Source organism: Enterococcus sp. DIV0436a (genome assembly GCF_051711605.1).
In the GTDB taxonomy this organism is placed as follows: Bacteria; Bacillota; Bacilli; order Lactobacillales; family Enterococcaceae; genus Enterococcus_B; species Enterococcus_B faecium.
The window spans coordinates 84,310-97,471 of record NZ_JBIONA010000001.1 but is presented as its reverse complement, the minus strand read 5'-3'; the positions used below and the strand labels follow the sequence as shown (position 1 = coordinate 97,471).

The 13,162-nt window shown below is 39.9% G+C and carries 12 protein-coding genes; 1 reads left to right on the top strand and 11 read right to left on the bottom strand.

The features are described 5' to 3' along the window. Positions 1 to 16: 16 nt before the first annotated feature. From rnc to IGL15_RS00460, 11 genes are all read right to left on the bottom strand, one after another. Entirely contained in the window at positions 17 to 703 is a 687-nt protein-coding gene (gene rnc, locus IGL15_RS00510) for a ribonuclease III (protein ID WP_002287896.1), read from the bottom strand. A 347-nt stretch (positions 704 to 1,050) separates the two neighbouring features. Further along, positions 1,051 to 2,832, bottom strand: a complete 1,782-nt coding sequence (locus tag IGL15_RS00505) for an oligopeptide ABC transporter substrate-binding protein (RefSeq protein ID WP_002294293.1) — start codon at positions 2,830 to 2,832, stop codon at positions 1,051 to 1,053. A 25-nt stretch (positions 2,833 to 2,857) separates the two neighbouring features. Beyond that, the gene (locus IGL15_RS00500; RefSeq protein WP_104765166.1) at positions 2,858 to 3,772 is read right to left on the bottom strand and encodes an ABC transporter permease; all 915 of its coding nucleotides are present in this window, start codon (positions 3,770 to 3,772) and stop codon (positions 2,858 to 2,860) included. A 26-nt stretch (positions 3,773 to 3,798) separates the two neighbouring features. Then, positions 3,799 to 4,761 carry an oligopeptide ABC transporter permease gene (gene opp4B / locus IGL15_RS00495; RefSeq protein ID WP_002287892.1) on the bottom strand — a complete coding sequence of 321 codons (963 nt, stop codon included), beginning with the start codon at positions 4,759 to 4,761 and terminating at the stop codon, positions 3,799 to 3,801. Then, a complete protein-coding gene (locus IGL15_RS00490) occupies positions 4,761 to 5,705 on the bottom strand; it encodes an ABC transporter ATP-binding protein (RefSeq protein WP_002287891.1) in 945 nt (314 codons plus the stop codon). The genes opp4B and IGL15_RS00490 overlap by 1 nt, the downstream gene beginning before the upstream one ends. After that, positions 5,706 to 6,710, bottom strand: coding sequence for an ABC transporter ATP-binding protein (locus tag IGL15_RS00485; RefSeq protein WP_104765167.1), 1,005 nt, complete (start codon positions 6,708 to 6,710; stop codon positions 5,706 to 5,708). It lies immediately after the preceding gene. 267 nt (positions 6,711 to 6,977) lie between these two features. Then, positions 6,978 to 7,220: an acyl carrier protein gene (acpP, locus tag IGL15_RS00480; RefSeq protein WP_002294295.1), complete on the bottom strand. Its 243-nt coding sequence runs from the start codon at positions 7,218 to 7,220 to the stop codon at positions 6,978 to 6,980. Between the two features lie 121 nt (positions 7,221 to 7,341). After that, positions 7,342 to 8,343, bottom strand: coding sequence for a phosphate acyltransferase PlsX (gene plsX / locus IGL15_RS00475; protein WP_104765168.1), 1,002 nt, complete (start codon positions 8,341 to 8,343; stop codon positions 7,342 to 7,344). Positions 8,344 to 8,391: 48 nt separating this feature from the next. After that, a complete protein-coding gene (gene recG / locus IGL15_RS00470; protein WP_104765169.1) occupies positions 8,392 to 10,428 on the bottom strand; it encodes an ATP-dependent DNA helicase RecG in 2,037 nt (678 codons plus the stop codon). A 116-nt stretch (positions 10,429 to 10,544) separates the two neighbouring features. Then, positions 10,545 to 12,227, bottom strand: coding sequence for a DAK2 domain-containing protein (locus IGL15_RS00465; protein WP_002301169.1), 1,683 nt, complete (start codon positions 12,225 to 12,227; stop codon positions 10,545 to 10,547). Positions 12,228 to 12,278: 51 nt separating this feature from the next. Next, on the bottom strand, positions 12,279 to 12,641 hold the full coding sequence (locus IGL15_RS00460) for an Asp23/Gls24 family envelope stress response protein (protein ID WP_002294298.1): 363 nt from the start codon (positions 12,639 to 12,641) through the stop codon (positions 12,279 to 12,281). Between the two features lie 269 nt (positions 12,642 to 12,910). On the opposite strand from IGL15_RS00460, the gene rpmB reads away from it, so the two are divergent. After that, positions 12,911 to 13,099, top strand: coding sequence for a 50S ribosomal protein L28 (gene rpmB / locus IGL15_RS00455; RefSeq protein WP_002290463.1), 189 nt, complete (start codon positions 12,911 to 12,913; stop codon positions 13,097 to 13,099). The last annotated feature ends 63 nt before the right edge of the window (positions 13,100 to 13,162 follow it).

Here is a 13,162-nt window from a genome sequence, read left to right as displayed (position 1 = left end):
TTTCCCTCACTTACTTTTACAGTGCTGCCAATGCATTTTCCGCCGCAGCTTGTTCTGCTAATTTTTTCGATTTTCCTTGTCCAGTGCCAATCAATTGATCATCTACATAAACTTCGATCCAAAATACTCGTTCATGAGCTGGACCTTCTTCATTTATCAATCGGTATTCGATTGATACATCACCTGATTTTTGCAAGACTTCTTGTAGTTTTGTTTTATGATCCATCTCATGTGAAAAAGCACCTGCTTTGACTTTAGGAAAAATCACTTTTTCGATGAATGCATGGGTCGTGTCGAATCCCTGGTCAAGATATAACGCGCCTAAAAAAGCTTCGAATAGGTCGCAAAGCAATGCTGGTCGCGTACGTCCTCCTGAATTCTCTTCTCCCTTGCCCAACAGAACATATTGATCAAAGTGACATTCTTTGGCAAATTTCGACAAGCTGTCTTCGCGAACGATCGCAGCTCGTGTTTTTGTCAATTTTCCTTCTGGCAAATGAGGATATAAACGGAATAAATACTGAGAAACCATCAGTTCTAAAACGGCATCTCCTAAAAATTCAAGTCGCTCATTATCCGATAATTGCAGATTGCGATGCTCATTCACATAGGATGAATGGGTAAAAGCTTGTTCAAGCAAATTTAGATCGTGAAAAACGATGTTATAGTTTTCTTTTAGTTCTTTTGTCAGCTGGTTGTCCATTTTCCACATTCCTTTTATGGATATTTTTTCGATACTTCCTTATTATACTGGTTTTTTGTCAAATTTGAAATGGTTCGGTCAAAAGGTAAGTAAAGCTTTAATAATCCTAGTGATTGACGAGAAGTTGTGAAAAATTCGTTTAGTTTCGAGTATGAAGAAAAAATTTTGTAAAAATGGCTTTCCATGTTTTTGCATAAATTTGACTTAATACCGAGAAACTGGACTTTGAACACCGTTTATTGGAGAAGTCATGAAATCAGCGCCTTGACCTGAATATTAGAGAAATAAACAGAAAAATATCAAAAAACCGAAAAAGGACATCGCCCTTTTTCGGTCATTTTTAGTGATTATGAACGTGAATCTGCTGTAACAGAAACATTTGCCCATGGGTTTGGTACATCATAAGACCAATCCCAGTCTTTGACACGGTCGTTGACTGGCAATACTTCATTACGGAACAACGTTGGAATCGCAAATGCTTCTTCAAACGCATATTGTTGCCATTTTTGATATGCTTCTTTTTGGTACTCTTCATCAAATGCTTTGCTTGAACTGATATCGTTGATCAATTTTGTATTTTCTTCTGATTCATAACGAGTGTAGTTGAACGCAGCATTTGGTCCCCATAGTCCACTTGGATTTGGATCAGTTCCTGTATTCCAAGCAGCTTGGTAAACATCGATTTCAGGATCATCGTTTTCTAATTTATCATAGAAAGAATTGAATTCGATCAGACGACCTGTTGTGTATTGGACATCCAAACCAATTTCTTTCCATTGTTGGATATAGTAATCTGCCAATGGTTGCGCTGTTTCCCCACCGGACATCGAAGCAAAGTTGATTGTTAGTTTATTTCCATCTTTGTCTTCTCTTAAACCATCGTCATCCACATCTTTGTAGCCAGCATCATCTAATAGTTTTTTCGCTTTGTCTAGATCTTGTGTGAATCCTTTCATCTCATCATCATGATATGACTGGAATACTGGAGGAATCAATGAAGTCGCATTGCTTCTCAAACCTGCATAGAAACGTTCACCTACTGCATCATTATCTAGTGCATAGCCCATTGCTTGACGTAATGATTTATCAGCCATTTTTGAATCTGGATTGTATTCCACACTCTTTGTATCTGCATTCCATTTACCTAACTTGAATCCTAGATAAGTATAAGAAGTTTGTTCACGGCCTAAGTTTGTATAGCCAGCAATTTCTTTATAGGTATCGTAAGTATCTGTTGGCATTTGGAAAATCATATCATATAATTTAGAGTTCAATGCTTCAGTTGCACTTGCAATCGGTACAGATTTCATCGTGATCTTTTTCAATTTAGGCGTACCATTCCAGTAGTGCTCGTTTGGCAAGTATTCTACTGATTCTCCTGCAACGATATTACTCATGTAATAAGGGCCAAAAGTCACTGGATTTTTACGTACTTGATCGCTTGATTCCATATCTTTGATTGCTACACCTTCTAACGTATGTTTTGGTGCTGCATATGACCAGATACCACCACCCGATTGAAGCATGCTTGGGTTTACTTCTTTATATTCGATTTCAACTGTTTTGTCGTCTATTTTTTTGATTCCGGAGATTGTGTCGGCACTTCCATCATGATATTCTTCCATACCTACGATGTTACGGAAAGTGTCGTCATAACGGATACCAGTGTAATCTTTATTCCCAATGATTTCGTAAGGGAAAATCACATCGTCCGCCGTTACATCTTCACCATCTGACCATTTGACGTTGTCTTTTACTTTGATTGTCGCTTTTTTCGTATCTTCATCTAGATCAAGCGTTGCAGCTCCGTCGTCTGTGATTCTGAAATCGTCATCGTTTGCAAATAGCGGTTCATGAGAAGGAGCCATAAAAGCTGCATCATATGAATCTTGGTAAAACTCCCACTGGAACAATCCTTTAAACTGACTGTCCGTTGCGACCGCAGCTTCTAATTCGCCGTCTTCGATTGCATCATCATTATTTTTTGTTGCAATTGGAAAAGTTAATTCCTCTTTGTTATTGCCGTTGCCTCCAGAGTTGTTTCCAGAGGTATCTGTACCTCCGCCCCCGCATGCTGCAAGAACGACAGCAGACATCAGCGCTGCAAATCCAAAAATCGTTTTCTTCATTCCTATTTCCCCCTTCGCTTCTATACTAGCCTAACCGTTGGCGCGCATCTGCAGAACGCTTGAATGCTTGTCCAACATAATTGATACTCAACATCAAAACTAAAATAAGGATTGATGCGGGTAACCAGATCCATTGCCGATTCACTAAGACTTCTCCGTTACTTGCATAACCGATCAATGTACCTAAACTAGGTACATTTGCCGGCAAGCCGAAACCTAAGAAAGTCAAAGTTGTCTCGATACCGATGTTTGCCGCAAAGTTCATCGTCAAATTAGTAATGATTAATGAACTTAGATTCGGCATGATTTCGCGGAACATGATTTTAAAATCATTGGTTCCCATTGTTTTTGAGGCACTTACATAATCTCTTCTTGCTTCAGATAATGTCTTGCTTCGGAATAATCGGGCTTTAGCTACCCAATAAAATGCACTCATGATGAAAATAAAGGTCCAGACATTGTATCTGGAAATAATCGATACGAAGACGATAATGATCAGCATGATCGGTAGAATCATGATAAAATCAACGATCCGCATCAAGATGTTGTCAATGATCCCTCCGTAGTAGCCAGAGATGATCCCTAATCCAACCCCGATGATCGAAGTAAGGATCGTGATCGCAAATCCGATCGTAACAGAGTTTCTAGCACCTATGATCAATTGTCCTAATACATCACGTCCGCCTTCATCTGCTCCCAGAATGAACTTTTGTCCTTGTGTCGAAACTGTTCCTGGTGCAGCGTATTTGTCGAAGATACTAACATACATCACTTTGTCTTGATCGGTCAGCATCGCACCGATAAAGATCACTAATAATAAAACCACTAGCAAACCTAATGAAAAAATAGCAATTTTATCTTTTTTAAATTCTCGAGCAATCATTCGTATCCCCATAGGAGGAATACTTTCTTGAACTGCTGTATTGTTTTTTTCACTCATCGATCCATTCTCCTTTCTGATTGGTTTTATTGAATCCGAATACGCGGGTCAACGATACTCATGATGATATCTGAAAGTAATGTCCCCACTAGCGTCGCGATTCCTAAAATCAATACTAAGGATGTGATCACGGTATAGTCCCGTTGGCCGATGGAATCAATAAATAGTTTTCCGACTCCCGGATAACCAAAAATCTTTTCGATAACTACAGAACCAGCAATCAACGAAGTGATTTCATACCCCATTTGAGAAGCCATCGGCAACGCTGCATTTCGGAAAATATGTCGACTGAATACTTTATTCGTCGGTACCCCTTTGGAACGGGCTGTTCTGACAAAATCGAGCGATTTCGAATCGATTACTTCACTTCGCAGATATTGGATTGTGACGGCAGTCGCCAAAAATGCTTGGGTAATTGATGGTAACAGAATATATTTCAAACGGTCTATCCATTGAGTGATAAATCCACCTTGCAAACCTAGTGTTTGTGATCCACTTGTTGGGAACCAGCCTAAACGATAACCAAAAACAAATAGCATGATCAAGCCGAAGATAAATAAAGGAACAGCAAAACTAAAGAAGTTGTAGATTACGACAATCTTATCCAAGATTGAATTTTGATACCGGCCAGCAAGCATCCCCAGAGGCACAGCAATCAAATAAGTAAGGACAACTGTCAAGATCGATAGATATAAAGTGTTGATGATCCGTTCGCCGATCAAGTCAGCAACAGAGCGTTTGTATAAGAAACTTTGACCAAAATCGCCTTGCAAAGCATTTCCGATCCAACGGAAGTACTGGACATACCATGGGTCATTCAAGCCAGCTGCTTGTCGCATCTGTTCGATCACTGCCGGATCCTGATTTGGATTGATCAAACCGGTAAATGGATCCCCCGGCATCGCTTGGGCTAATAAGAAGATCAGAACACTTAAAATAATAACTTGCGGGATCATCAATAAAACACGTCGCAGAATCGTTTTCCACATTAGCTTGCACCTCCATCTTTCAACGCCACTTTGTGTGTAGTTGTGATCGTACGCAAATCGTAGACTCGACCAGTCGCATCATAGTATTCTTTTTGGTTTTGGATATACTCTTGTTCTACTCTTCGTCGATTTTCTTTGTGGCTTTCCCTATTTTCTACATCGATTTGCGGAATAGCTGAAAGCAGACGTTTCGTATAGATATGTCGCGGGTCATTATAAATGTCTTCTCTTGTACCGATTTCTACAAATCGACCTTTGTACATAATTGCGATATTGTCGCACATGTGTTTTACTACACCTAAATCATGTGAAATGAATAAATAGCTGAGGCCGTATTCTTGCTGGATTCGTTTCATGAAATTCAATACTTGCGCTTGAACAGATAGATCCAGAGCAGATACAGGTTCATCGGCTACGATCAGTTTTGGATTGGTAGCAACAGCACGGGCTACTCCTAGACGTTGACGTTGTCCGCCTGAAAATTCATGAGGATATTTATATAGCGCATCTTCCGGCATCCCAACGATATCTAGCAGTCCTTTTACCTTTTTCTTTTCTTCTTGATCGCTTAACCGTTCAAAATTTCGGATGGGTTCAGCAATGATATCCAACACTCGCTTTTTAGGATTCAAACTGGACATTGAATCTTGGAAGATCATCTGCACATCCTTGTTATAACCCATTTTTTTGCGGTTGCTTCGCTTCGTTACATCTTTTCCTTCATACATGATTTGTCCGGCTGTCACCTTTTCTAATCCCACAACGGCTTTTCCCGTAGTAGATTTTCCAGAGCCAGACTCTCCCACTAAACCATATGTCTTTCCTTTTTCGATAATAAAATCCACACCATCTACAGCATATACATGATCCGTTACTCGATTGAAGAATCCACTGCGAATAGGGTAATGAACTTTCAGGTCTTTGATTGTGATTAATTCTGTCATCTACACCTCTCCTTTTTCTTCTCTAAAGTGGAAATGCTTATAGCAGGAGCAACGTACCAAGTGGTTCGGTGCGACTTCATGAAGGATAGGCTCTTCTTCATGATCGCTTGCTGGTATCCATGGAATACGTGGTGCAAACCGACAACCTTTACGAGGCATGTTTTTCAGAGAAGGAACGACACCTTCGATCACATGGAGTTCTGCATCATGATTTCCTTCTTGTGGTATAGAGTTCAGTAAAGAGCGTGTATAAGGATGCTTAGGATGATCAAACAGTTCTTTTACACCTGCTACTTCAACGAACTGTCCGCCATACATCACTGCCACTCGATCAGCCATTTCTGCTACGACTCCTAAGTCATGAGTGATCAAGATGATCCCTGTTTTTGTTTCTTCCTGAAGGTCTTTCAGTAAATCAAGAATCTGTGCTTGGATGGTTACATCTAGGGCTGTCGTCGGTTCATCTGCAATGACGATTGGAGGTTTGCAGGCGATTGCGATTGCGATGATGACACGTTGTCTCATACCGCCTGATAGTTCATGGGGATATTGGCGTCCAACTCTCGCAGGATTAGGAATCCCTACTTGTTCTAGCAATTCTAGTGCACGAGCTTGACGCTGTTCTGCATTCATCTTTGTGTGATAGGAAAGTCCTTCTTTGATCTGGTCTTCGATTCTCATGAGAGGATTTAATGCAGACAACGGATCTTGGAAAATCATTCCGATATCATTTCCGCGGATTTTATTATAGAGCGTTTCGTTCAGGTCGATTAAATTCAGATCGTTATATAAAATCTCACCTGTAATTTTTGTGTTATTAGGATCAAGTAATCCCATAATCGTAGTAGCCAAGGTACTTTTCCCGCACCCAGATTCCCCAACGATTGCTAAAATCTCGTTTTTGTCTAAAGTAAATGAAACGTCATCTACTGCATCGTAATAGTCATCTTTGAGTCGGAATCCTGTATGTAGGTTCTGAACTTCTAATAATTGGTTATCGGACAATCGAATACCCCTCTCTGCTTCTTAAATGGAAGTTTTTCTTAATAAAAAAGGACATTACACAGAATAAATCGTTTTATAACAAAGGTTATTCTTATCTTTGTGTAATGAATTATTAATAATTATATAGAAAATCGCTTTACTTTGCAACATAATTTCTGTTTATCGCCAGAATTATCAGAAAAATGACTTTTACGTGTCAAAAAGATTAAAAAAAGAAGGATAAAAAGCTGTATGCAGCTTTTTATCCTTCTTTGCTTTTATTTGAAATTATTTAAGATGGCTGCTGATATAATCTACTGCGCCACCGACTGTTTCAATTTGTTCAGCGTCTTCATCTGAAATTTCCGTACCGAATTCATCTTCAAGCTCTAAAACGAATTCCATAATACTAATTGAATCAGCTTTTAAATCATCTTTGATGTTCAATTCATCCGTCACTTTATCGGTATCTATCTCAAAATGATTTGAAATAATTTTCGCTACTTTGTTAAATACTTCTTCGCGAGTCAACTTTTTCACCTCCAAGAATCATACACTTGTCAATTACCTACACCATGGCTAATTTTACTGGCATTTTTCAGGAATGTCCACCTTTTTTTCAATGGAACGGATCGCTTCAGATATCCAAATGCTATTCTTCGCTTTTTTCAAATTGTTTGACTAATTGTCCAACTACATCTGTCTCAAGCATTGTGTGGATTTGGCGGATCGTATAGCGGACAGCATCGGGGCCTGTTGCTCCATGAGTTTTAATGACTGGTGCTTTCAAGCCAAACAAAACGGCACCGCCATGTTTGGAATAATCCATTTCTGCTTTCAAAGAACGTAAGCCGTCTTTTAAAAGCATAGCGCCCATTTTTCCTTTGATCCCTTCATTTAGAATAGCAGATTTTAATAGATTCATCATATTCATTGCTGTTCCTTCAATAGATTTCAAAACAGCGTTGCCTGTAAATCCATCTGTGACCACTACATCAGCCACACCATTGAGTAGCTCACGAGCTTCTACGTTTCCAATAAAATTCAAGCTTGTTTCATTCTGAAGGAGTTCATAGGCTTTTTTCGTCACTTCACTACCTTTTGTTGCTTCTGTTCCATTGTTTAAGAGTGCGACACGAGGACGTCCGATACCTCGGACTTTACGTGCATAAAAAGAACCTAAAATACCGTATTGCAACAAATGTTCTGGTTTGTTTTCTGCGTTAGCGCCAAGATCCAGCATATCGAAACCGGCACCTTCTTTCCCTACTACTGGCAAGGTAGACATCAAGCCAGGGCGTTCGATATTTTTGATACGTCCTACGATGAACAACCCTGCTGCTAGTAGCGCGCCTGTATTCCCTGCTGAAAATACAGCATCTGCTTCACCGTTTTTCACTGCTTGTGCAGCAAGGACCATTGATGCAGTCTTTTTTCGTCGAATTGCTTTTACTGGCTCATCATCACTATTGATTTTTTCGTCTGTATGGATAATCGTGATGTTTTTTTCATTTGTTAAGTATTTCTTGATTTCTGCTTCTTTTCCGTAAAGTAAGAATTCTACTTCTGGAAAATCTTGCTGCGCTAAAGCCACGCCTTCTACAATTGCTTGAGGTGCGTGATCTCCGCCCATTGCATCTACGGCAATTTTCATTGTTTCCACTCCTTTTTCCGTCATCAGTATAAAGTATAGCACAGTCTGCTAATCGAAATAACGATTATCCTGATTTTCTATTTGGAGGCTTTGCGCTAAAGGCTGATACTCAGGAAGCATCTGCCAATCCTTTATCTGCCAAAGGGCTGCAGCCTCTTCTCTGGCTACCTCCAAAACATTTCCATCCGTCACCAAGTCAGCAATCGCAAATTGAGGCAGACCAGATTGACGGAAGCCAAATACTTCACCAGGACCACGTAATTCCAGATCTTTTTCGCTTAGTACAAAACCATTGGTGGTCTCTGTCATGATTTTCATCCGTTCCACACCTAGTTCATTTTTAGGATTAGCAACTAAGATACAGTAGGAAGCATCACTTCCGCGTCCAACACGTCCACGAAGTTGATGCAGCTGTGCCAATCCAAATCGATCCGCATCCATGATCAGCATGACGGTCGCGTTCGGCACGTTTACCCCTACTTCAATTACAGTAGTCGAAACTAATATCTGCATCTGGTTGTCTTTGAAGGCTTCCATGATTACTTCTTTTTCCTGATTCTTCATTTTACCATGTAACAAGCCAACTTCATATTTTGGTGCAAATAGTTCACGAAGTTTTTCATAGATTTCCACTGCATTTTTTACATCTAATGCTTCTGATTCTTCAATCAGCGGACAGATGACATACATTTGATGTCCTCTTGCCAGTTCTTTTTTCGTCCAATCCAGTACACTGCCCAATTGAGGTGTTCTTACCCAGCGTGTTTCGATCGGGATACGTCCAGCTGGAAGTTCATCAATGATAGATACATCCATCTCACCATATGCTGTAATAGCTAATGTTCTAGGAATCGGAGTCGCTGTCATAAATAAGACATCTGGTCGCCAGCCTTTTTCACGAAGTACTTTCCGCTGGTTCACGCCAAAACGGTGCTGCTCATCCGTAATAACTAGACCTAAATTCTGAAATTCGACTCCATCTTGGATCAATGCATGTGTGCCGATCACGACGTTAATTTCCCCTTGCTCTAGTTTTTCAAGGAGCTCACGTCGTTCTTTTGCTTTCGTTGACCCCGTAAGCAATGCGATGGTTACTTCATTGGGATCAAACAGCTGTTGCAAGCTTTCCATATGTTGTTGTGCCAAGATTTCTGTAGGCACCATCAACGCACCTTGGAAACCTGCTGTAACGGTAGCGTATAACGCAATCGCGGCAACCACTGTTTTTCCGCTACCTACATCTCCCTGCAAAAGTCGCTGCATATGCTGCGGACTGCGAAGATCCCGACAGATTTCATTCGTTACACGTTTTTGTGCATTTGTCAGTTCAAAAGGTAGCTTTTGAGTAAATTCTTTCAATTTTTGGACATCATAAAGGATCTCCAAACCATTCGTTTCTGCTTTTTCTGCTTTTTTCAATCCTTGAAGACGCATTTGAAATAAAAAGAACTCTTCAAAAACGACACGTCGTTTGGCTTGATGGTTTTCTTCGTGGTCTTTTGGAAAATGCATACTTCTTACAGCAGAAGCTCGGTCAAGCAGTCGATATTTCTCCACAAGGTTGTTTGGCAGATTTTCTTCAATCAATGTGCCGTATTCTTGAAACCCTTTTTTGATTAGATCAACTAATGTCGTTTGACGAATTGATTTGTTGACGTGATATATCGGCGAAAAGTCATCCATTGTTTGAGAACCTAAAATCTTCATCCCGTTCAAGGCTTTACGCTTTGCATCCCATTTACCGTATACGGCGATTTCCTCCGATAAAATGACTTTTTCTTTTAGATAAGGTTGATTAAAAAAAGAAACGTTGAACACATCATGTTCTTGCATCATACGAAATTGCAATCGGCTTTTTTTATAACCAAATCGATTCATCACAGGAGGCGAGACTACGATTCCTTTCAAAGTAACCTTTTCTTGATCCTGGATCTCGTTTAGATTTCTTTCCTGAATATCTTCGTAGCGAAAAGGATAATAAGTCAGTAAGTCTTCAATCGTTTGGATGCCCAAGCTGGCAAGACTAGCTGCTCTTTTTTCTCCGACTCCTGCCAGCATAGTGATTGGATCATCTAAAGAACGCATAAATTTTTCCTCCCTCCTTTAACAAAAAAAGGACTTGGTCAGCGATCATACCTGATCACTAACCGAAGGCCTTTTATGAATGAATACTGTGTTAGAAAGATATTCTGACACAGAAATTATTCAGCAGAAAATAGATAAGGATAGACAGGCTGATCTCCTTGGTGGATCTCGATTTCCAAATCAGGATGTTTTTCTGTTAGTTTCTCAGCAAATTCATTTGCTTGTTCAACTGTTCCTTCATCACCTGCCAAGATCGTTACGATCTCTGTGTCCTCATTGATCATTTGTTCTAGTGTACTTAACGCTGTTGCTGTGATATCTGGGTTAGAGATCAGGATTTTTCCATCGATCATGCCCAAAAAGTCTCCTTCTTTGATCTCTACACCGTCAATTGAGGTATCTCTGATCGCGTGAGTGACTTGACCGCTCACAACGCTAGACAACATTTCTGTCATCGTTTCTTTGTTTTCTTCTAAAGAAGCTTGATCATTGAATGAAAGCATAGCTGTCAATCCTTGGGAAATCGTTCTTGAAGGAACAACTGCTACTGGGATATCTGCTACTTCTGCTGCTTGATCAGCTGCCATGAAGATGTTCTTATTGTTTGGCAAGACAATCACTTTATCTGCGTTTACTTCTTGAATCGCTTTAACAATGTCTTCCGTACTTGGATTCATTGTTTGCCCACCACTGATAACATAATTAGCGCCTAAACTTTCAAACAGCTCTTGGACGCCTTTACCAGCAGCGATCGCTACGATACCATACGGGATACGTGGTGTTTCTTTTTTCGCAAACTCGTTCACTTCTTCATCGTGTTCCAAAATCGTCTCATGCTGCAAGCGCATGTTGTCGACTTTGATTTTGACTAATGAACCGAATTTTTGTCCATAATTCAAGACTTCTCCTGGGTTTTCTGTATGCACGTGGACTTTGATGATCTCGTCATCATTGACCACAAGTAAAGAATCTCCTATACCATCTAAATAGTTACGGAATTCTTCGTAATCGAATGTACTATCGACTGTAGGTCCTTCTCCGATTTTTACCATGATTTCTGTACAGTAACCAAAATGGATATCTTCTGTCGCCATTTGACCTTGGACACTGCGATGATGTTCTGCATTGACCATATCATCCATTTCTGCTGGAGAAGGTTCATATGTTTCATCCGCTTGGAATTCTCCATTCAATGCACTTAAAAAGCCCTCATAAACAAACAGCAGTCCTTGCCCTCCACTGTCTACGACACCGACTTCTTTTAGGACTGGAAGCAAGTCTGGAGTTTTAGCTAAAGCACGTTTTGCTCCTTTTACAACAGCTGTCATTACTTCAACGACATCATCAGTACTTTTTGCTTTCTTTTCTCCAGCTTTCGCTGCTTCTCTAGCTACTGTCAAAATCGTTCCTTCTACTGGTTTCATTACTGCTTTATACGCAGTTTCAACTCCATGAGTGAAGGCTGCAGCAAGATCAGAAGCATTTAATGAGACAACATCTGGAATTTGCTTAGAAAATCCACGAAACAATTGAGACAAAATAACGCCGGAATTTCCGCGCGCACCCATCAGCAATCCTTTTGAAAGCATTGCTGCTAATTCTCCTACTTTTTCTGAGGTTGAATCTACTACTGCCTTAGCTCCACTAGTCATAGATAGATTCATATTTGTTCCCGTATCGCCATCTGGCACAGGGAATACATTTAATGAATTGACGTATTCTGCATTTACTTGCAGACGATTCGCACCTGCCTGGACCATTTCCTGGAACTGGCTTGCACTTATTTCTGTTACACTCACCTAGATAATCCTCCTTCAGATCGACTGCTGAGTTACCAGCCAGTCTCCTGCCTAGTCTGGCAGTACACGAACACCTTGTACAAAGACATTAACTGAATTGGCAGTTACGCCTAATAATGCCTCTAGATTGTATTTCACTTTTTCTTGGACGTTGCGGGAAACTTCAGAGATTTTCGTACCATAGCTGATAATCGTATAAACATCTACAGCAATACCATTATCTTCTTGGCGGACAACTACTCCTCTTGAGTAATTTTCTTTACGCAAAATCTCAGTAATATTATCTTTAATTTGATTTTTGCTGGCCATTCCTACAACACCGAACACATCTGTCGCGGCGCCACCAACAACTGTTGCAATTACATCATTGGTAATTTCAATGGTTCCAGCTGACGTTTGAATTTTTACAGCCATGAATGAGCCTCCTTAACGGGTAAAAAACTCCCATTTTTCTTCTATCATATTTTATCATAGCGCAACTTGAAATAAAAGGCAGTTACCCAAAGTACTCAAAAACCTTGCAAAATTTCAGGTATAACCTTGTTTAATTTACAATTATTCTTCTCAATTGTCAATTGTATCTATGAAAATGTACTTGCAAATTTCCATTCTATATGATATGTTAGTCTGGTATGAGCTGAATTATTCTATTGCTCCAAATCAAGGCAAAGGAGGAAATTACCATGGCAAAAGTTTGTTACTTTACAGGTCGCAAGACAAAAAGTGGAAACAACCGTTCACACGCTATGAACTCAACAAAACGTACTGTTAAACCTAACTTACAAAAAGTTCGCGTTATGGTCGACGGAAAACCTAAAAAAGTTTGGGTGTCAACTCGTGCTTTGAAATCAGGAAAAGTTGAACGCGTTTAATTGAATGATACTTGGACCGTTCAGATAGTGAACGGTTTTTTATTTAATAAAAATTTTTAAGGG

Excerpts from the sequence above, each read along its gene's own strand:
- rnc (WP_002287896.1), bottom strand. The coding sequence starts at position 703 with ATGGACAACCAGCTGACAAAAGAACTAAAAGAAAACTATAACATCGTT.
- IGL15_RS00505 (WP_002294293.1), bottom strand. The coding sequence starts at position 2,832 with ATGAAGAAAACGATTTTTGGATTTGCAGCGCTGATGTCTGCTGTCGTT.
- IGL15_RS00500 (WP_104765166.1), bottom strand. The coding sequence starts at position 3,772 with ATGAGTGAAAAAAACAATACAGCAGTTCAAGAAAGTATTCCTCCTATG.
- opp4B (WP_002287892.1), bottom strand. The coding sequence starts at position 4,761 with ATGTGGAAAACGATTCTGCGACGTGTTTTATTGATGATCCCGCAAGTT.
- IGL15_RS00490 (WP_002287891.1), bottom strand. The coding sequence starts at position 5,705 with ATGACAGAATTAATCACAATCAAAGACCTGAAAGTTCATTACCCTATT.
- plsX (WP_104765168.1), bottom strand. The coding sequence starts at position 8,343 with ATGAAAATTGCCGTAGATGCAATGGGCGGAGATCACGCACCTCAAGCA.
- recG (WP_104765169.1), bottom strand. The coding sequence starts at position 10,428 with ATGCGTTCTTTAGATGATCCAATCACTATGCTGGCAGGAGTCGGAGAA.
- IGL15_RS00460 (WP_002294298.1), bottom strand. The coding sequence starts at position 12,641 with ATGGCTGTAAAAATTCAAACGTCAGCTGGAACCATTGAAATTACCAAT.
- rpmB (WP_002290463.1), top strand. The coding sequence starts at position 12,911 with ATGGCAAAAGTTTGTTACTTTACAGGTCGCAAGACAAAAAGTGGAAAC.